The following is a 19,045-nucleotide window of genomic DNA, read 5'->3' on the forward strand; positions in this document are numbered from 1 at the left end:
AAACCCGGCTCAGGAATAGGCGGTGGGCTCCGGGTATTGACCGAGCAACGCCCACCGCCCGAGATCGCGCAGCTTGTAGTCGATCGGGTCGTGCAGGGTATGGGTGCGCGCATTGCGCCAGAAGCGATCAAGATTGCGGTGTCTGGCCACCGCGGCCGTGCCGGCAAGTTCGAACAGCTCGCTGCTGGCCTGCAGGGCAATATCGTGGGCACAGACCTTGGCTTCGGCCACCGCAATCGCCACGCTGCCCCGCTCGCCTTCGCTGATCGAGCCGGCGGTGCCGAGGGCAACCTCGTACATCGTATCCAGCCGCCGCGCGGCCGAATCGGCCAGCGCCTCGGCCGCCCGCAGGCTCGCCCAGAGCCGCCCGTAGCGATGCTGCAGATAGGGATCCTCGGCCGCCGTATCGACATCGGCCGCCGCCCAGGCGCGCGAGCGCTCACGGGTCAGCGCCCCGGCCTTGCCGATCGCGCCGACTGCGATACCGGTATAAAGATTGACCAGCACGAGCTGGGCCATGCAGCTGCGCAGCTGCATGGCCGGCGTCTGGGCCTGGCCGGCGGCGACAAGGACCTCGTCGGCCCGTACACGGACGTGGTCGAAGCCGACGGTGCCGCTGTCGGTCTGGCGCTGACCGATGGCATCCCAATCGCCATGGACCGTCACCCCCGCCCGATCGGCCGGGATCGCGGCGATCACGAGGCTGTCGGTCGCCGCGTCAACGGCCGAGACGGTGAGCATATCCGCCCCCACCGAGCCGGAGCAGAAGCCCTTGTCGCCGCTGAACACATAGCCGCCGGCATCGCTTGCCACAGCCCGGCAACGCCGATCACGCGGGTTGAGCGCGTTGCCCCAGAACCAGCGCGCCGAGATCGTGCGTTGCAGAAGCCGGTCGACCTGGGCCGGCGCGCCATACAGCCGCAGCGTGGCCACCTGCAGATGATGGAAGGCAAAGACGTGAGCCAGGGCGGAGTCCGCGGCGGCGAGCTGGCGCACGATGGCGAACAGCGCCGGCCAGCCCATGCCGGCGCCGCCGTGCTCGCGCGGGACCGACAGGCCCAGCAGGCCCGATTCGCGGATCAAGGCGTACTCGGCCGCGGCATGGCCCCCTTCGCGGTCGCGTTCGCCGGCGGTGGCATCCAGCCGCTCGGCCAGCTGCGTGGCAATCGCCGCCCAGTCGTCCGCGGCCGCGGTGATGGGCGGATAAGGGTGCGGTTGGGCGGCCTCAGGCCGGGGCCGGACATGCGCCCGTTCGATGAGAGGTATGGCCATGACGATCAGCCGGCTGCCTTGCGAAGCCATTCGCCGGGCGCGGTGGCGAATACGGTTCGCCCGCGGCCCGGCTCGACGCGGCGCAGCGCCAAGGGCTGAGCCGTGCTCGGCCGCAGGTGGCTGGCGAGTTCGTCCGCGGCCGCGTCGAGGCGTTCGCGTATGCCCGCCTGGATGCGGTAACGGTCGTCATCGCGTACCAGATCGGGCCCGCTGGCATAGACGCCGCCGAGCACGCGGTCCGCGCCCAGCGAGGCCAGCACCGGCTTGAGCGCATAGTCGAGCGTGAGCAGATGATGGGGCGAGCCGCCGGCAGCGATCGGCAGCACGCTCTTGTCGCGCAGGCCGTTCTGCGGAATGAGATCCAGCAACAGCTTGAGCGCGCCGGCAAAGGAGGACTGATACACCGGCGTTGCCACCACCAGCGCATCGGCGGCGGCGACCGCCTGGATATAGCGCTGAACCGCCGGCGCGCGGGTATTCGCATAGACCAGCGACGCTGGTTCGAAGGCGTTGAGGTCGAATACCTCGGTGCGGGCGTCATGCGCGACAAGCCGTGCGGCCACGTATTCGATGAGCGTGGCCACGCGCGAGGGCGTGCTGGGGCTGCCGGCGAGAAGTACGATATTCATGAGATCTTCCTTGTCGTATGTCGAAAACGGATGGGGTGAAGGCCGACCGCGACGCGGTCAGGCATCGCGGTCGATTCCGATGTGGCGTGCGTTGCGCCAGGCAGACCGCGGCCTAGAACGAGGCCGCCCGGGCCGCTTCGAACGGCTCGCGACGGGTCGCATCAGCCGCGTTCTCGCGGTTGACGAACGCCCTGCGATAGCGCGCTGCGGGATGCGTGTCCGGCACCCGGGGCGAAGGGCTGTCCAGCAGGTTTTCGCGCAGGGTTTCACCGGCATAGCCGTCACGCAGGCGCCCGCGGCGAGCGAGCTCCGGCACCACCCATTCGATGAAGTCCGCGAAGGTGCCGGGCGTCACCGCATAGGCCAGGTTGAAACCGTCCAGGCCGCCCTCGTCCACCCAGCGTTCCAGTTCGTCGGCCACGGTTTGCGGCCCGCCGACCAGCACCGGGCCGATGCCGCCGATGCTGCGCTGTTCGACGATATCCCGGGGCGTCCATTGCCGGTTCGGGTCCGCCTGGGTGAGCATCGCCAGCACCGAGCGAATCGCGTCGTTGTCGATGGCCTCCAGGGGCTGGTCTGGGTCGAACCGGGAGAAATCCACGCCGGTCCAGCCGCCAAAGAACGACAGCATGCCGTCGCCGCTGGCATAGGCCTGATACTCGCCGTATTTGGCCCACGCGGCTTCGTCGGTCTCGGCCGTGATGACCGTAAGCAACGAAAATATCTTGAGATGGTTCCGATCACGCCCGGCATCCTCGGCCTGGCGACGGATGCTCTCTGTCAGCGTGGCGGATTGGGCAATCGTGGCCGGGGCTACGAACACCCCTTCGGCATGTTGCGCGGCAAAACGCTGGCCACGCGGCGAGGCCCCGGCCTGAAAGATCACCGGCGTGCGCTGGGGTGACGGCTCGCACAGATGAATGCCGGGCACCTTGAAGTAGCGGCCTTCGTGGCCGATCGGGTGCACCTTGGTGGGGTCCGTGAACACGCCCTTGTCGCGATCGCGTACGACGGCGTCGTCCTCCCAGGAGCCTTCCCAGAGCTTGTAGGTCACGTCCAGGAATTCGTCCGCCAGGTCGTAGCGTTCGTCGTGGGCAATCTGCTGCTTCAGGCCAAGGTTCACCGCCGCACTGTTGAGATACGAGGTCACCACGTTCCAGGCCACGCGGCCCTTGGTCAGGTGATCCAGCGTCGAGAACTTGCGGGCCAGCGCGTAGGGCTGCTCGTAGGTCAGCGCCGCCGTGACCCCGAAGCCCAGACGTTCGGTGACCGCGGCCATCGCCGAAATCTGCATGAACGGGTCGTTGACCGGCACCTGATCGGCATCGATAAGCGATGTTTCCACCGAATCACGATAGACGTCGTAAACGCCCAGCACGTCGGCAATGAACAGCGAATCGAAGCCGCCGGATTCGAGCAGGCGGGCCAGATCGACCCAGTAGTCCAGATCCTTGTAGGTATCGGCGCGGTTGTCGGGATGACGCCAGGTGCCTGCCGCCTGATGGCTCACGCAGGTCATGTCGAAGGCGTTGAGGATGATGCGTTGGCTCATGTCGAGCGGCCTCACGAATGTAAAACGTGGGCCGAACGATAGGCAGCAGGCGCCGCCAGCGGAAATACGAATCGCCGCTTAACTTGTCACGAATTTCGATTAAGCCGCGCCAGGCCCCGCCCCGAACGCCTCATCGCGGCGGCGCATAACAATAGTGCTAATAAATATTATTTAGGAATATAAAACCTGATCTATATTCCTATGAACGCTTGACGGGTTCTCTTGGCGATGAATATTCAGCAACTGCGGCTCGTGCACGAAACGGTGCGCCAGGAATTCAACCTCACCCAAGCCTCGGCCGCGCTCAACACCTCGCAGTCGGGCGCGAGCAAGCATATTCGCGACCTCGAAGCCGAGCTGGGCATCGACGTGTTCGAGCGCAAGGGCAAACGCCTGCTCGGGCTCACCAACGAAGGCCAGATGCTCATCGACCTGGTCGAACGCATCGTGCTCGACGTGGAAAACCTGCGCCGCAGTGCCCAGCAGCTCACCCACGAGGACGAAGGCCAGCTCACCATCGCCACCACCCATACCCAGGCGCGCTATGTGCTGCCGCCGGTCATTCGCGAGTTCAAGCAGGCTTTTCCCAAGGTGCATCTGGAGCTGCACCAGTGCTCGCCCGAGGAGATCGTCTCGCTGCTCAAGGCCGGCAAGGTGGATATCGGTATCGCCACCGAAGGCCTGGCCCAGCAACGCGATCATCTGGCCTGCTTTCGCTTCTACGACTGGCACCACGCCGTGGTCGTGCCCGACGGGCACCCGCTGGCCGACGGCACACCGCTCACGCTGGAACGCATCGCCGGCTATCCGCTGATCACCTACCACCGCAGCTTCACCGGCCGCGAACGGCTCAACCGCCTGTTCGCCGATGCCGGCATCGAACCGGACTTCGTGCTCACCGCGCTCGACGCCGACGTCATCAAAACCTATGTCGAGCTCGAACTCGGCGTGGGCCTGATCGCCTCCATGGCCTACAACGAACAACGCGACCAGGGCCTCACGCTGATCCCGGCCGAACACCTGTTCCCCGTCAACACCAGCTATATCGCCCTGCGCCGCGGCTATTTCCTGCGCGGCTATGCCTACAAGTTCCTCAACATCTGCCGCGAAGACCTCACGCTGCAGACCGTACGCGGCCTGCTCGACAAGCAGGCCGCCTGAGCCGCCGCCTTATTCCACAGAGCGAATAGCAAAGCGATTTTTCAACGTTCTATCGACACCACCCCGCCCCTAACCTTGGCACTCGACACCCCGTCGCTGGACGCGACAGGCAAGCCCGGCCCCGGCCGGTTGGAGAACGACCCATGTGCGTACTGATTCACAAACCCGCCGGCGTTGCCGTACCCGAGCCGATCATCCACTCGGCGGCCCTGCACAATGCGGACGGCTGGGGCGTGATGGGCCATACCGCGAGCGGCGAAACCGTGCTCGAACGCCATGTCGACGTCGATGCCACACGCACCATCGACTTTCTGCGGGCACATACCGATTCCGAGCTGGCGATCCACCTGCGCCGGCGTACCCATGGCGATGTGAACGCCTGCAACGCTCACCCCTTCGAGATCGAACCCGGCCTATACCTCATGCACAACGGCAGCTTCGCCCTGCCCATCCGCAACCCGGCCTACTCCGATACCTGGCACCTCGTGCACGACATCCTGCGCCCGCTCGCACGCCGGCATCGCGGCCTGATCGCCGACCCAGCCTTTCTACAGCTCATCTCCGCCGTCGCCGGACCCGACAACCGACTGATCCTGTTCGACGCCAAACGGGCGAAGTTCCACGTCGTCAATCGCCAGATCGGCGTAGACCATGCGGGGTTATGGATTGGGAGTTTGAGGTGGTTGGACGCGGGGTTGTTTGAAGCGGCTGCCGTAGGACGTGCTGCGTGAGGCTTTACGTTTCGCTGGACTTGGCGGAGTTAAATATACTGTCACGGAACCCCAAGAGGCTCAGTTACCGGCCGAATCGCAGCAGCGCTTAAGGCAGTCAACTGCAGCGAATTTTATACGTAACTAGCGTTCAAACTCTGATTAGTAAATGCCCCATTTTATGCGCTTTTGTATGGAGGTAAGATCTAGATTCGTCCGTCGAATCAATTTCTAAGGGCTCTCGCTCGACTTCAATTCCTGCACCCCGCAGCCCCTCGATTTTTCTTGGATTGTTGGTTAATAGCTTGATGTTGAGGAACCCGAAAAACTTTATCACTTCGGATACTCGTTCGTAACTTCTAGGATCTTGAGGCAAACCTAATTTCCGGTAAGCATCCGACGTATCCAACCCCTCCTTTTCACCAAGAGCCATGCCGCGCAACTTGTTAAGTAGACCCGCCCCCCTTCCATCGCAGAGCATATATATCAGGTAGCCGCCTCGGTCACCAATTAAGCGCTGGCTCTTAGCTAGTTGAGCATGACAATCACAATCGAGGCTACGAAAAATTTCTGCCGTATAACACGCGCTTTGGACGCGGATCAGCGGAATATTCACAAACTGTCTATTTTGGGTATTCGGATTAGCTGGTTGATTTCGTCACGGAGAGTGAAGCGACAAGATAAAATCCTCATCGGAAGATCTGGTTGGTATAGATATATCAGTAGTGATTAATACAAAATAGTAGTATCCTCTACATCATGTCGTGGTTGTTGCTAATACTCTCTCTCCCCACCGAGAATGCGACGGTGCGCATGCGGGCCTGGCGCTCCATCAAGGCATGGGGTGCGGCGTCACTGCGCGATGGTGTCTATGTGCTGCCCGCCGGCCCTGATCATGTCGAGAGGTTGGAGGCAGTCGCCGGCGACGTCCGTGAGGCCGGGGGCGTCGCCTACGTGCTACCCACTGACGGCCCGGAAGCCGATGCATTCCCCGCCCTGTTCGATCGCTCGGACGACTACGAGACATTGCGCTCGGCCATCGCGGAACTACGGGCAACGCTGTTGCCAGAATCGGCGATGGATGTCATGAAGGAGACGCGCAAGCTGCGTAAACGCTTCACACGACTGTCACAAATTGACTTTTTCGCTGGCGCTGCCCGTGATCGAGTTGACCGGGCGTTACAGGAACTGGAAACCAACGCTAATCGAGTTTTGTCGCCTGATGAACCATTACCTGCTTCAGGCTCTATCCATCTTCTCGAACGTGCCGATTACCAGAGCAGGCTCTGGGCAACGCGTCGTCGGCCTTGGGTGGACCGCCTGGCCAGCGCTTGGTTGATTAAGCGATTCATCGATCCCAAAGCGCGCTTTCTGTGGCTGGGTTCTCCAGACGACTGCCCCCAGGAGGCGCTGGGCTTCGATTTCGACGGGGCGACCTTCACTCACGTGGCTGACAAGGTCACCTTTGAGACATTGCTGGCGAGTTTTGACCTGCGCCCGGTGGCGCTGCAACGGATTGGGAAACTGGTGCACTACCTCGATGTGGGCGGCCATCAGCCACCCGAGGCCGCGGGGGTTGAGTGCGTATTGATGGGCCTCCGCGAGTCCCACAGCGATGATGACCAGCTATTGCTGGCTGCCAGCGCGGTATTCGACAGCCTCTACACAACCTACACAAAGGAGAATTAACCATGCCGGAGTCCCCCCGTTCGACCCCTTCACCCGACAGGCCCCGTCAAGACACTGCCGTGTCCTCGGATGGCAACCTTAACGAATTCGGCCACCAGATTTCGTTCGGGGAAGCCGTGCGTGTGTGGCTGCGGATCGCAATCCTTAGTTTCGGTGGTCCGGCTGGCCAGATCGCCGTCATGCACCGTATTCTGGTGGATGAAAAGCGCTGGGTCAGTGAGAGTCGATTCCTGCACGCCCTGAACTACTGCATGGTGCTGCCGGGGCCGGAAGCCCAGCAGTTGGCTACTTACATCGGCTGGCTGCTGCATGGCGTCAAGGGTGGGCTCGTGGCCGGCGGGCTGTTTGTATTACCCGGTTTTTTGAGCATCCTGGTGTTGAGCGTGCTTTATGCGGGATTTCAGGACGCGACCTTGGTGCAGGCGCTTTTCTTCGGCATTAAAGCGGCGGTGTTGGCGATCGTGATTCAGGCCGTCATCCGGATCGGTAAGCGAGCGCTCAAGAATGCCTATATGTACACACTGGCGACCACGGCTTTTATTGCGATCTTCTTTTTTGCCGTGCCATTTCCGATAGTGATACTGACGGCTGCTTTCATTGGTTTGTTGGGAAGGTATGTAGATCCAGAACGTTTTACGATTATCAAGGGGCACGATGCCCCGGAAGAGGCTGACCATGCGATCGACACCATGATCGATAGCGGCGAAGCAAACCACACAAAGGCAACACGTAACCGGGCATTTAAAGTGCTCGCGGTCTGGCTGCCGTTGTGGTTCGCACCGCTTATTGTTTTGCTTATGACGCTGGGGTATGACGATGTCTTCACCCAGATAGGGCTCTTCTTCAGCAAGCTGGCCGTCGTCACCTTTGGTGGCGCCTATTCGGTATTGGCTTATATGGCACAGGAGGCCGTGCAGAATTACGGCTGGCTTGCACCAGGGGAAATGCTGGATGGCCTGGGCATGGCAGAAACCACGCCCGGCCCCCTTATTCAAGTAGTGCAATTTGTAGGTTTTATGGGCGCCTTCCGGGATGCCGGACTGCTCGATCCCTTTACAGCGGGTATTCTCGCATCGCTTCTGGCGACCTGGGTCACCTTTATTCCCTGTTTTCTGTGGATATTTCTGGGCGCGCCCTATGTGGAAACGCTTCGCGGAAATCAGGCAGTAAGCGCGGCACTGTCGGCGGTGACCGCTGCCGTAGTAGGCGTCATGCTGAATCTGGCCATCTGGTTCGCTGTACATGTAGCCTTCGGTGAGGTGAATACGGTTCGGTCCTTTGGTATACAGTGGCTGTTACCGACATGGCACAGTATTCAGATCGCCAGCGTTGTGCTGGCTCTGGGCGCCTTTATTGCCATGCTGCGTTTCAAGGTGGGCATGTTGCCGGTGATTTTCGTCAGTGCGCTGCTGGGTATCATTTATTACCTGTTATTCGGAGGCGCTCCAGCATCGTAAAGAGCTAACCGATGCGATTAGTATCCGGTTTGCCAGTTTGAACCTCAAACAATTTGAAACCCAATCGAAAATTAAATAATGGAGGATAACTATGAAAAATCATCCGCTTAAAATATTTATTATCACCGCTCTGCTGATGCAGGCGCCAGTCGCTTTCGCAGATGCGCCAAGCGATATTAATCCAGAAATCATCAGTAAGGCTACGGACACACAGGCGACGGTCAAACCGGACGGCGTAGTACGCATCGGCTGGCAACGCGATGCCGTGCCGGTCGTGGTAGACGGGATAAAGCTTCCGACACCAGCAGGCTTGGGCAGTTGGGCTGCGTTCAAGGCAGTTCCGGATGGCGGTGTGATGCTGATGGGAGACACGGTGGTATTTGAGGATGAAATCACTCCGGCGATGGATGCGGCTTTCGCCCATGGCCTCGAAATCACCGCGCTGCATAACCACTTCGTGTTTGACCGTCCTCCGGTTTATTTTATGCATATCGGTGGCCACGGACAGAGCGCTGAAAAGCTTGCCGAAGGCGTCAAGGCCATGTGGGATGCCATAAAGAAGGTTCGCGAGAAACACGTCACACCGGTAGAGCGCTTTCCTGGCAGTGTGCCCGAAATCACCGGGGAGTATGACACAGCGTCGCTGGAAACCATTTTGGGTGCCGAAGGCAGTCTCAATGGTCAGGTATTAAAATTTACTTTTGGGCGCAGTGCTTCCATGCATGGCACTGAGTTTGGCGCATCAATGGGACTGTCGACCTGGGCAGCATTCTCTGGCAATAAGGATCATGCGGTCGTCGATGGGGATTTCGCCATGACTGCTGGTGAGGTTCAACCTGTTATGCACGCTCTGCGCGACGCCGGTATCCATATTGTTGCCTTGCATAATCACATGATTGGCGAGACGCCGCCCTATTATTTCTTGCACTACTGGGGTAACGGCGATCCTGAGGTATTGGCACAGGGGCTTCATGCTGCATTAGAAGCCCAAGAAAACGCCGGCACAAGCCATTAAAGGAACATAACGTCGACTTGCGAATGCTGAAGCTACCCGACAATATTCTTCATCTTCCCGAATATCGCGTAATAAATATCAAGGAGATGGACGGCTGGCTCCACTTCCAAGTTGATGCGCTCGATCCCGCTGCCTGCGAGGAATGCGGCGTGCAGGGTGAGTTTGTACGGTTCGGCAAACGTGATGTTCCCTATCGCGATCTCCCCATCCACGGCAAGCGGGTCACCCTCTGGGTGATCCGTCGCCGATACACCTGCCGGGCCTGTAACACCACTTTCAGGCCCCGGTTACCGGAGATGGTGGATGGCTTCCGCATGACGTTGCGGCTACATGAGTACGTGGAGAAGGAATCTTTCAACCACCCCTGCACCTACGTGGCTGAGCAGACTGGCTTGGACGAGAAGACGGTGCGAGACATCTTCAATACTCGCGCCGAGTTCCTGAGCCGCTGGCACCGCTTCGAGACGCCCCGCATTCTGGGTATTGACGAGCTTTACCTGAACCGGCACTACCGCTGCATCCTGACCAACATTGAGGAAAAGACTTTGCTCGAACTACTGCCCACCCGGCGTCAGGATGTAGTGGCCAACTATCTGATGAAGATGAAAGACCGTCAGAAGGTCGAGATCGTCAGTATGGACATGTGGAATCCCTACCGGGCAGCGGTCAAGGCAGTGTTGCCGCATGCCCGTATCGTGGTAGATAAGTTCCATGTGGTGCGCATGGCTAACGATGCCCTGGAGAAGGTGCGCAAGGGCCTCCGGAAGGAACTGAAGTCCTCCCAAATTCGAACCCTCAAGGGTGATCGAAAGATACTCCTAAAGCGGGCTCACGACATTTCGGACCGTGAACGGCTCATCATGGAGACCTGGACCGGGGCCTTTCCTCAACTTCTAGCTGCCTACGAACACAAGGAGCGGTTTTACCATATCTGGAGCTGCACCAACCGAAGTGATGCCGAGAAAGCGCTGACTGCTTGGATTGACGACATCCCGCAAGGGCAACAGGCAGTCTGGAAGTGCCTCGTCAGCGCCGTCAGTAACTGGCGTGAGGAGATGATGGCCTACTTTGAGAATGACATCCCGATCACTAACGCCTTCACAGAATCGATCAACCGACTAGCTAAAGACAAGAACCGCGATGGGCGCGGCTATTCGTTCGAGGTCATGCGAGCCCGGATGCTTTATACCACCAAGCACAAGAAGAAGTCACCGCAGACGAAAGAATCCCCGTTCCTGGACGGAGCAATCAAGACTTACAGCATGGGACTCTTTGAGTCTGAGTATAACTTCGGTGTCGATTTATCAACCTTCTGGGAGGACTAAGATGGGATTGGATCGGAAGGTCACATCAACCACTTAATCCGAATACCCTCTATTTTCAAGAACAAGGATATTATCTTCTTCGTGGCGACCCCAAGAAAAACAGTGAAAATCGAACTCACCAAATTTCGTTCTAAGTATCGTTGACGAATGTTCCATCTTGTATTTTACTCAAGTGATATTTTCCGGACTTGGAACTATCGGAAGCCAGGCGTAGTGAGCATCTAACGCGATCTTGCTAACTCTCTCAACTAGAAGCTTATCTGGATCACATTTTTCAGCGTAATCGCCGACACCGAAACGGTACTTTTGAAGATTATCTTCAAGCTCCCGTTGCGATGTCCGATAAAGCGACCAAAGTTGTTGGGGCTTGCGTAACTGCAACCAGCCAGTAGAAAACGCGACACAAACTGAGAGCAAACTCGGAATAACTTTACCTAGCCAGAAGTCAAAGGCTGGCAAACCGATAGCTTCAGCTATCCCGGGGCCTAAGTTCACGAAGATGGGAACGAGCAATGAGCCACCCATCGCTGCCCAAAAGCAGAGCATTGACTCATTTTTATTATGAGTTGCTTTTTCCTTAAAGCCACCAATTACAGCAACGCAAAAGTCTTCTGGAGACTGCTGCTTTGCTTCGACTTGGGTGGCCAGCTTTTTCCTCCTCCACATCTAGGCACCCTCCCGTAGTTTCCCACGGCGTATCACGCTCGTCGTGAAGGACGCATCTGGAGTTAAGCGCGTCGCGGAAAATGCGTCCCGCTCAACGGGGCTGTTAGGCGAACCCAATCTACTGGCCTCGAATTTTGAATGCTTTCCTGAGTTGATAGACCTCATTTGGGATATCGCCAGGGTCATTCGGTATGGGTGAGGGGTTAAACCTTGCCTCACGAACCTCCTGAATGAGAAGAGGAACAAATGTTTCAGATACGCCCTGAGTTGGTTGGCCGACGCGGGTGATGATGTCAACTTCAATACATAGGCCTGCTGCCGCTTTGAATGGTGCTCGTTTCAGGGCGTTTTCGAATTGGTCTTTTAGTTGTTTAGGCAAGCCGGCAGTGAGTTCACCCAGCATATCGGGGTGGAAGTCGAAGCTAGCATAGTGATCTGTTCCCCCGATGTCACAACAACAACCTGTTGTCATCAATTCGTCGTCAATTTTGGCGAACAAGTTTAGTCGCGCCCCGGGCAGGACCACCTCGCTTCCAACAGGCAAACCCATTCTAACTAACGCCGTTCCCAAGTCTGGAGCAAACTTTCTTAGAGCTGGTTCTAGCAAGTACCTCGGAGTAAGATATTTCTCGATATCGTCCCATCGAGATTCGAACTCCTCAAAGGGCAATGAAAACACCGGCTCGAAGCTATTCATATCAAAGATGGTTAGCTCCAACCCGTTACAGAGCCCAAATTCGGCGACTTTTACTTCAGGATGAAATGCGTAGCTGTAAGTTTGCTCAACGTGCTTGGGATCAATGGTGCTTTGATTCGGCGCTTTAGCATCCAACACGAACACTGGGCGATTATTCGCGTACAGCATGTAATCCGGAATGATAGTGACAGGATGCTTGCGCGTACCTACGCGAATAAACGGGTTTTTCAGCGCCGGACTTCGTGCCGCACGGTTTGTCCCCACCGTGCCATACCCGAGTTTCGCGATTATCGGCGCGATTATCAATTCCCGGACTGAATCCTCCTTAAAAGATTCATCCTCGATCACCGAACGGTCTATATCGTGAAACATCGTAAATTCGCCTTACGCCTAATGCCGACGCTCAGTTTTTGCCGGAGCAGGCGCAGCCTGTGGTGGGAACCCGAAGCGCGCCAGCGCTTTGGACGGTCAACTGAAGAGTTTCGTTAGATATCTAGCTATAACCGATCCAAATCACGGCGACAAATCCGAACGTATTCATCTCTTAACTCCGGAAAATTCGGACGATCTTCTTCCTCGTCCTTTTCGAAATGATTCAGGACGCAACTAGCAATGTTGCGAGATGAGGCACCGACCTCAGTCGAGTGAAACCATATTTGGCTTTCTAGGGCGACGAGCTTTCTCACCTCTTCGGAAATAACTCCTTTTCTTTCAAATGATAGAAGCATTAATCGGCTTGCTTCCGCAAGAAATTCTGCGTAAAGGCTATACCGACGTTCCGTTTCACGGTCGCGGCGCTCCAATTTCCATTCAATTTTACGAACAGATCGAGTCGACAAGTATGATAAAACGCCACCCACTATAGAACCGATAAAAGCGGCGCTTACGCCGATCAATGCAGCAAGTATTTCACTGTCCATACTCTGCGCCCTAACGCCAGCCAGACTACATATATCCATTACTAAATATATAAGCATCCATATCTATATTTCTCCGACGATACGTTCGATCAGCCCGACGATCAGCGTGAGTTCTTTGGTCACGCCGCAGGTGCTACTCGAAGCTTTTTTTCCGGCCTCCACCGGTGCCTTGTTGGCGAACGGTTTCACGCGGCGCCTTCTCGTCATAGCCAATACGCAGCAGAACCGGCTCATCGGCCGTACGTTCCATCACATGTGTTTCCCGGCTGCCTGCCGGATGCCATGGCCCAGTCTCTTCGATGAGTTCGACGGCCTTGTACCGCGTTTCAATGGAAGCGTCGTATCGATAGCGCACCCAAACCAGCCGCTCGCCATACTTTTTGAGGAGCGCTTTGGTGCCGATCTGGCCGTGCTGCAGATTGAGTCGAGTTTCCAAGTGCGTCCCCTCGCCTCGGCTTCTTCACGACATTAGCGGATTTCTCGTGCGTGTGAAATGCGCTTATGGGCCCGACGGGCGGACCTGCGGCCAATATCTAACGCATTTCCAACTTGGCAATCCGGGGACAGCATATTCAATTCACAGACCGACTGGTCGACTCGGATCGGCGTAAGCAGATGGCAATAGGCAAAGTATATTCGGCATCGTATGCACACCGCTCTGATCGCGTAAGAAAGCCGGCGCGTGCGGCCCCGACGCTTGCGCCGGGCACTCGGCATCGGCCAGTATTCGAATAGGCCTTGTTGGAGCCGTTCGCATGACCGATTACAACGCCACGGCCCTTGCCAAAATCCGCCAGGCCTTCCAGGCCGTCTACAGCCAGCATGGCCGACTCCTGGCGGTTGAAACACCCCTCGGCGAAGAAGCCTTCGTAGTCGAACGCATGCACGGGCGTGAAGCTATCAGCGAGTGCTTCGAGTTCGTCATCGACTGTACCGCCCCGTCGGCCCATTTCGAACTCAAATCCCTCATCGGCCAGCCCATGACACTGCGTCTGGCCCAGGCCAGTGGGAGCCCGCGGGCCTGGCACGGCTATATCACCCAGGCCGGCTTTCTCGGCGCCGATGGTGGGTTGGCCCGCTATCGGCTGCATCTGCAGCCCTGGCTTTCGTTTCTCTCTCGCCGGCGTAACTGTCTCGTCTTTCAGGATCTCGACGCGCTCGAGATCATCGAACGCATCTTTGCCGATTACCCCCAGGCCGACTACGCCGTCGATGTCAGCCAGACACTGGCGAAACGTCCGCGCTGTACCCAGTACCGAGAAACCGATCTGGCTTTTGTTGAACGCCTGCTCGCCGAAGAAGGCCTCAGCTTTCATTTTCGTCACGATCCGAACGCCTCGGCGGCCGATACCGAACACGGCGCCAGTCACGGCCCGCAGCTGCGCATTTTTGATTGCCAGGCCGACGCGCCGGATGTAGAGCCGGCTACGATCCGGTTTCATCGTATTTCTGCCGCTGAAACCGAAGATGCCATCACCGTATTCAGCGCCCGGCGGGCGCTGGCCCCCAATACCGCCACCTTGTCAGCCTGGGATGCCTTCAAGCTCAAAGCCCACGCCGCACAAAGCGAGCAGGCCGCCCCCGATCTACCGGGGCTGGAACTCTACGACGGCAGTCGCAGCAGCTGGCGCCATCAAGACGAAGCCGGCATCACCCAAAGCGTCGATAACGCCCTCGCCGCCGCCCGTCTGAAAAGCATCAGCGCCTCGGGCACGGCCAGTGCGCGGCAGCTGGCGGCCGGCTGTGCCTTTACGCTCACCGACCATGCCAGTGACGACGGCCGCTATGTGCTCTGTGCGGTCGAGCATCGCGCGGCCAACAATCTGGGTGCGCATCTCGCCCATCTGCTGGGCACGACCGATATCGAGTTCGGCAGCTATCGCAACGCCTTTGTATGCGTGCCGGATACCACCGCCGTGGTGCCCACCTTCATCGCGGCCCCACAAGCCGCCGGCCCGGAAAGCGCCCTCGTGGTAGGCGTGGCCGATGAAACCCTGACCAGCAACCGTGATCATCGCGTCAAGATCCAGTTCCCCTGGCAACGCGGCGAGCAACCCACGCCGGGCGGTCTGCGTGAAACCCATAGCAGCGCCAATCCGCAGGGCAATGCCCCGGGCGATGAACGGGCCGGCACCTGGGTGCGGGTGGCCGAAGGTCTGGCCGGCCCCAACTGGGGTGATCATTTCACGCCGCGTATTGGCAGTGAAGTGCTGGTGGATTTTCTCGACGGCGATTTCGATCAGCCGATCATTACCGGCCAGTTCTATAACGGCAGCGACGCGCCGCCCTTTGCCGCCGGCGCGAACAGCAACGCGAACCACCCCGGCACGCTCTCCGGCACCCACGATCGCGCCCTGGATGGCAGCGGCCATAACCAATGGGTGCATGACGATGCCCCGGGTCAGCTCAGAACGCGCCTGGCCACCACCCAGGCCGACAGCGCCCTCAATCTGGGTTATCTGATCGATCAACAAGGCGCATACCGCGGCGCCTATCGCGGCCAGGGCGCCGAGCTCAAAACCGCCGGCTGGGCCGCGCTGCGCGCGCCCGAAGGCCTGCTCGTATCCAGCAGCGCGCGTTCGCGCGCCACGTCCACCGCCCAGGATGTCAGCGAAGCGGTCGGCCAGCTCAAAGCCGCACAGGAACGCGCGACGAGCCTGTCGGATGCGGCGAGCGCTCAGAGCGCGACCGGGCTGAACGCCAACAGTGCCCAGGCCGACTTCACCCAAGCGATCGATCCCAACGCCGACGGCGTTTATTCCGGGCCCGTCGGTGGCCACGATCATCGCAAGGCGGCATCCGGGAAAAGATCGGGCGGTGATCCCGCCGAGCGCTTCGCCAAACCCTTCGTGTTCGTCGACAGCCCAAGTACCGTCGCCTTCACCACCCCGGCCTCGCAGCTGCACTATGCCGGCCAGAACACCCATGTCACGACCCAGGGTGAAACCCAGCACACGGCCGGCGCGACTTACAGCAGCGTGGCCGGGGCTACCACCAGCCTGTATACCCACGACGGTGGCGCCCAGGCCGTGGCCGCGAACGGCCCGCTGAGCCTACAGGCCCACGACGACACGCTGGAGATCCTGGCCGACGACAGCGTGACCGTGACCAGTAGCAGCGATACGGTCAACGTCTTCGCCCAGAGCAAGATCGTGCTGACCTCCGGGCAGTCCACCGTGACGCTCGAAGGCGGCAATATCACCTTCGCCTGCCCGGGCACGTTTACCGTTAAAGGTGGGGCGCATGGGTTTGTGGGGCCGGCCAGTCAGCCGGCGCAGATGCAAGGATTGCCGACCGGCAATGTATCGCTACAGAACGTGTCATTTAATACTGCGAGCGGGAATCCATTTGTTCAGCCAAGCGACGAAGACAGTGAAAAAAATACACACTCCGAATGTGACTTGCGGCGTAAACGAAGAGATCTCGCGCGCAGTCAATTAAATTTGCAGGTGTCTCGTTACACTGCTACTAAGTTAGCCACGGGCACCGGCAACGCACAGGATATTGAGAGCCTCGGCGGCGTCGCACGCGACATGGCAAATAATTACGGGAAGATCGGTCTGGCGGCTCGGGCCGCTCGTTGGCAGAGCGTCGCCGAGTTCCTCATGGATAAAGGAATCAAAGAAGCATCGGGCTTTAATGAGGCAGTAAATCGTTTCCAAGAAGGCCAACTTAACGAAACACACGAAGCCAAAAAAAAATTCAACGATCTAGAGTCCCAGGTCCAAATTTGCGAAACAAACGCCCAAGCCAAGGCAGCAGCAGCAGCCGAGCAGGCAAAAATTGCCGACGCGATGGACTATCTCGACGCGCGAAGCGCACTGGAAGACGACATTAGTGGAATCGCGATGGCAGCGGCTTTGACAAATACCGGAGCCAAACTTACTCATCGCGATTTCGAGTATCGGTATAGTCAATTGTTTCCGGAAACCGATGCGCAGGATTATCTGGAAACGCAACACGATTATTCCAATTCACCCCAATGGAATACGGAAAGCCTGAACGCGCAGCGCGCCCATGAGCATATCCTCAGTATGGCTCGGCCGGTGCTGGACAGCCCGCCCGCTGACGTATCAATACCACCGCCAGCCGCGCGGGATAAGCAGCTCGATAAATTGCGCCGTACCAGGGACCAAATGCATGCGCTCTATGATCAGCAGCTGAAACCCATCTGGAGGAAGGTCATGGATTACTGGTCCGAACCGCCAGGTGGCACGACATGAATACACGTTCGAGCGTGCATGAATGGATACGAAGTGTCGTATTACTCGTCATGCTTCTCGTGCTGCCGCAGGCGTGCGCAGCGCAGGATCGTACTGTGGCCGAACGCGGCGCCGACCTTGAAGCCGCGATGTGGACAGGAGAAACCGAGCACGCTAAGGAGATTCTAGATTCCGGCCCTATCCCTGAAACCAACTCGGAAAACCTTTGCTGGATACAGGCAGCAGTCACTCTCAACCAGTCGGACCTTATAGAACCCCTATCAGAGGCGGGGGTCGATATTGATTGCGAAGATGCCCACATGACGGCGCTTCAATACGCCGTATTTTACAATCGCTACCAGTCGGCCGAAGCACTTATTCATTCAGGTGCGGACGTTAACGCAGGAATCGACGAGCCGGATTCGACTCCGCCGATCATTCATGCAGTACAAGAGTACGTTGCGCGCCGAGTACGTGGGGAAGATGCTAGCGATGCCGAGCACCTTGTTCGCCTACTTTTGCAGAATGGCGCGGACCCCAACGTGCTGGAAAAACCCGACGCGCCTTCAAAGCTATGTATTGCCGCAGAACAGGGCCAAACGGAAATGGTTCGCCTGCTGATCGATTCTGGCGCGCTCGTAAACCAAGTGACAGATGAAGGTCCGAACACCCCCGGCGTGACCGCACTGGAATGTGCTTTGCTGCGCAAGGACAGTAACCTTGAAACGGTACAAGCCTTGCTCTACGCCGGTGCGGACCCAACCGCCGGCCCCCACGCCGATAAACTCCTCGAAAAAGCCGAGCAAAACTTACCGAACGCGGTTCCATTACTGAAGCAGTACGGGGCGAAGTAGTCCGCTGAGTTTGCCTAACAATCGATGCGTTCGGATTGCGCCATGCTCCAACATGCATATTCCTTGTTCTCGGGGCTCTCTCGCGAATTGGTCGAAGGCAGATATCGACCGGTCCAAGTACGATGACGGAGACTCTGCGGCGGGTGTTCTGCAGCACATCGCCCAGCGAAATCTGGCGTAATAGCACAATATGAAATGCGTAGCGGTTTTATTGCTCCTATTTTGCTGTTGCCAAGCGTTTGCGAGCGATGATATTTGCGGCAATCAGCTTTTGACGCTTGATGATCCGCAGGTGCGGAGCAATCCGTTCCTTAGAGCAGCGACCGACAAAGAATTTCCCGAGTTCTCCAAAATTGCTGACGACAAGAAGCAAACGGCCTAATTCGGCGACACGGCACTCGCCTATCTCGTATTTACCGGCTACCCGCAACTCGTTGAAAAGCTGCTATCTGCTGGCGTGCAACTCGACATTAAAAACGATAACGGGGCGACTCCCGCTTTCGGCGCTGCGGCCTGCGGCAACATAGCCACGCTCGAAGTGTTAGCAAAGTTCGGGGCCGACTTAAACATCGTCTCAACCGGAAATCAGGGACTTTTGACTCAGGCAATCCTTTCCAAAGATCAACGAACAGCCGCCTATCTACTCGCGAAAGGTGTTTGTCCGCGCTCGGAAGGTCGGCAGGTAAGTGATTTGGACGCGGCGCGTCGCTCGGGGCTTGCACGCGTCGTGGACTTTATAGAATTCTCGTATGCGTCCCCACGCAAATCTTGCGATCAATAATCGATCGGTGCTCACCACAACCAATAAGGTTTGCCGCGCGGCAGGTCCAGCGGTTTGGCTTGGACATGGGATAGGCTTGGAGCTAGGCGGCCGAGATTGAGCGCTTCCAGCATTT

General features: G+C 58.2%; 16 protein-coding genes and 1 pseudogene. 9 read left to right on the plus strand and 8 right to left on the minus strand.

All coding sequences use genetic code 11. The annotated features are described in order from the left end of the window. Window positions 1-9 precede the first annotated feature (9 nt). The 3 genes from C84B14_RS05645 to C84B14_RS05655 form a co-directional block, all read right to left on the minus strand. A complete protein-coding gene (locus C84B14_RS05645) occupies window positions 10-1,272 on the minus strand; it encodes an acyl-CoA dehydrogenase family protein (protein ID WP_353222479.1) in 1,263 nt (420 codons plus the stop codon). 5 nt (window positions 1,273-1,277) lie between these two features. Beyond that, window positions 1,278-1,901: an NADPH-dependent FMN reductase gene (ssuE, locus tag C84B14_RS05650; RefSeq protein ID WP_353222481.1), complete on the minus strand. Its 624-nt coding sequence runs from the start codon at window positions 1,899-1,901 to the stop codon at window positions 1,278-1,280. A 112-nt stretch (window positions 1,902-2,013) separates the two neighbouring features. After that, window positions 2,014-3,453, minus strand: a complete 1,440-nt coding sequence (locus C84B14_RS05655) for an LLM class flavin-dependent oxidoreductase (RefSeq protein WP_353222482.1) — start codon at window positions 3,451-3,453, stop codon at window positions 2,014-2,016. Window positions 3,454-3,681: 228 nt separating this feature from the next. Here C84B14_RS05655 and C84B14_RS05660 point away from each other — a divergent pair, with 228 nt between their 5' ends. Both C84B14_RS05660 and C84B14_RS05665 read left to right on the plus strand, forming a co-directional pair. Then, window positions 3,682-4,614, plus strand: a complete 933-nt coding sequence (locus C84B14_RS05660; protein ID WP_353222484.1) for a CysB family HTH-type transcriptional regulator — start codon at window positions 3,682-3,684, stop codon at window positions 4,612-4,614. A gap of 143 nt (window positions 4,615-4,757) precedes the next feature. Beyond that, window positions 4,758-5,345, plus strand: a complete 588-nt coding sequence (locus C84B14_RS05665) for a hypothetical protein (RefSeq protein WP_353222486.1) — start codon at window positions 4,758-4,760, stop codon at window positions 5,343-5,345. Between the two features lie 130 nt (window positions 5,346-5,475). Here C84B14_RS05665 and C84B14_RS05670 read toward each other — a convergent pair whose 3' ends face one another. After that, a complete protein-coding gene (locus tag C84B14_RS05670) occupies window positions 5,476-5,940 on the minus strand; it encodes a GTP cyclohydrolase II (protein ID WP_353222488.1) in 465 nt (154 codons plus the stop codon). A 143-nt stretch (window positions 5,941-6,083) separates the two neighbouring features. Between C84B14_RS05670 and C84B14_RS05675 the strand changes: the two genes are divergently transcribed. The 4 genes from C84B14_RS05675 (at window position 6,084) to C84B14_RS05690 (ending at window position 10,810) form a co-directional block, all read left to right on the plus strand. Next, complete coding sequence (locus tag C84B14_RS05675) at window positions 6,084-7,013, plus strand: chromate resistance protein ChrB domain-containing protein (protein WP_035451483.1); 930 nt, start codon at window positions 6,084-6,086, stop codon at window positions 7,011-7,013. 2 nt (window positions 7,014-7,015) lie between these two features. Beyond that, the gene (gene chrA / locus C84B14_RS05680; RefSeq protein WP_051414514.1) at window positions 7,016-8,470 is read left to right on the plus strand and encodes a chromate efflux transporter; all 1,455 of its coding nucleotides are present in this window, start codon (window positions 7,016-7,018) and stop codon (window positions 8,468-8,470) included. A gap of 91 nt (window positions 8,471-8,561) precedes the next feature. Then, entirely contained in the window at window positions 8,562-9,485 is a 924-nt protein-coding gene (locus C84B14_RS05685; RefSeq protein ID WP_026949793.1) for a DUF1259 domain-containing protein, read from the plus strand. Between the two features lie 23 nt (window positions 9,486-9,508). Next, window positions 9,509-10,810: an ISL3 family transposase gene (locus C84B14_RS05690; protein ID WP_026949794.1), complete on the plus strand. Its 1,302-nt coding sequence runs from the start codon at window positions 9,509-9,511 to the stop codon at window positions 10,808-10,810. A gap of 168 nt (window positions 10,811-10,978) precedes the next feature. Here the strand turns inward: C84B14_RS05690 and C84B14_RS05695 are convergent, their stop codons facing one another. The 4 genes from C84B14_RS05695 to C84B14_RS05710 all read right to left on the minus strand — a co-directional run bounded on the left by C84B14_RS05695 (window position 10,979) and on the right by C84B14_RS05710 (window position 13,529). After that, window positions 10,979-11,476: a DUF4231 domain-containing protein gene (locus tag C84B14_RS05695; protein WP_353222491.1), complete on the minus strand. Its 498-nt coding sequence runs from the start codon at window positions 11,474-11,476 to the stop codon at window positions 10,979-10,981. Window positions 11,477-11,594: 118 nt separating this feature from the next. Beyond that, complete coding sequence (locus C84B14_RS05700; RefSeq protein WP_353222492.1) at window positions 11,595-12,545, minus strand: hypothetical protein; 951 nt, start codon at window positions 12,543-12,545, stop codon at window positions 11,595-11,597. 125 nt (window positions 12,546-12,670) lie between these two features. After that, the gene (locus tag C84B14_RS05705; protein ID WP_353222493.1) at window positions 12,671-13,093 is read right to left on the minus strand and encodes a hypothetical protein; all 423 of its coding nucleotides are present in this window, start codon (window positions 13,091-13,093) and stop codon (window positions 12,671-12,673) included. A 133-nt stretch (window positions 13,094-13,226) separates the two neighbouring features. Then, a complete protein-coding gene (locus C84B14_RS05710; RefSeq protein ID WP_353222495.1) occupies window positions 13,227-13,529 on the minus strand; it encodes a hypothetical protein in 303 nt (100 codons plus the stop codon). A gap of 319 nt (window positions 13,530-13,848) precedes the next feature. On the opposite strand from C84B14_RS05710, the gene C84B14_RS05715 reads away from it, so the two are divergent. The 3 genes and pseudogenes from C84B14_RS05715 to C84B14_RS05725 all read left to right on the plus strand — a co-directional run. Next, window positions 13,849-17,316, plus strand: coding sequence for a type VI secretion system Vgr family protein (locus tag C84B14_RS05715; RefSeq protein WP_353222497.1), 3,468 nt, complete (start codon window positions 13,849-13,851; stop codon window positions 17,314-17,316). Further along, window positions 17,313-18,149 (plus strand): ankyrin repeat domain-containing protein, encoded by an 837-nt coding sequence (locus C84B14_RS05720; protein ID WP_353222499.1) that lies wholly within the window; start codon window positions 17,313-17,315, stop codon window positions 18,147-18,149. The genes C84B14_RS05715 and C84B14_RS05720 overlap by 4 nt, the downstream gene beginning before the upstream one ends. Window positions 18,150-18,564: 415 nt before the next feature. Continuing rightward, a pseudogene (locus C84B14_RS05725) lies at window positions 18,565-18,930 on the plus strand (ankyrin repeat domain-containing protein); the annotation flags it as partial. Between the last annotated feature and the right edge of the window lie 115 nt (window positions 18,931-19,045).

This window comes from Salinisphaera sp. C84B14 (assembly GCF_040361435.1).
Lineage (GTDB): Bacteria > Pseudomonadota > Gammaproteobacteria > Nevskiales > Salinisphaeraceae > Salinisphaera.

Bases quoted from the DNA above. Each gene is read 5' to 3' on its own strand.
- chrA (WP_051414514.1), top strand. From the start codon at position 7,016: ATGCCGGAGTCCCCCCGTTCGACCCCTTCACCCGACAGGCCCCGTCAA.
- C84B14_RS05645 (WP_353222479.1), bottom strand. From the start codon at position 1,272: ATGGCCATACCTCTCATCGAACGGGCGCATGTCCGGCCCCGGCCTGAG.
- C84B14_RS05665 (WP_353222486.1), top strand. From the start codon at position 4,758: ATGTGCGTACTGATTCACAAACCCGCCGGCGTTGCCGTACCCGAGCCG.
- C84B14_RS05715 (WP_353222497.1), top strand. From the start codon at position 13,849: ATGACCGATTACAACGCCACGGCCCTTGCCAAAATCCGCCAGGCCTTC.
- C84B14_RS05720 (WP_353222499.1), top strand. From the start codon at position 17,313: ATGAATACACGTTCGAGCGTGCATGAATGGATACGAAGTGTCGTATTA.
- C84B14_RS05655 (WP_353222482.1), bottom strand. From the start codon at position 3,453: ATGAGCCAACGCATCATCCTCAACGCCTTCGACATGACCTGCGTGAGC.
- C84B14_RS05700 (WP_353222492.1), bottom strand. From the start codon at position 12,545: ATGTTTCACGATATAGACCGTTCGGTGATCGAGGATGAATCTTTTAAG.
- C84B14_RS05705 (WP_353222493.1), bottom strand. From the start codon at position 13,093: ATGGACAGTGAAATACTTGCTGCATTGATCGGCGTAAGCGCCGCTTTT.
- ssuE (WP_353222481.1), bottom strand. From the start codon at position 1,901: ATGAATATCGTACTTCTCGCCGGCAGCCCCAGCACGCCCTCGCGCGTG.
- C84B14_RS05690 (WP_026949794.1), top strand. From the start codon at position 9,509: ATGCTGAAGCTACCCGACAATATTCTTCATCTTCCCGAATATCGCGTA.
- C84B14_RS05695 (WP_353222491.1), bottom strand. From the start codon at position 11,476: ATGTGGAGGAGGAAAAAGCTGGCCACCCAAGTCGAAGCAAAGCAGCAG.
- C84B14_RS05660 (WP_353222484.1), top strand. From the start codon at position 3,682: ATGAATATTCAGCAACTGCGGCTCGTGCACGAAACGGTGCGCCAGGAA.
- C84B14_RS05685 (WP_026949793.1), top strand. From the start codon at position 8,562: ATGAAAAATCATCCGCTTAAAATATTTATTATCACCGCTCTGCTGATG.
- C84B14_RS05675 (WP_035451483.1), top strand. From the start codon at position 6,084: ATGTCGTGGTTGTTGCTAATACTCTCTCTCCCCACCGAGAATGCGACG.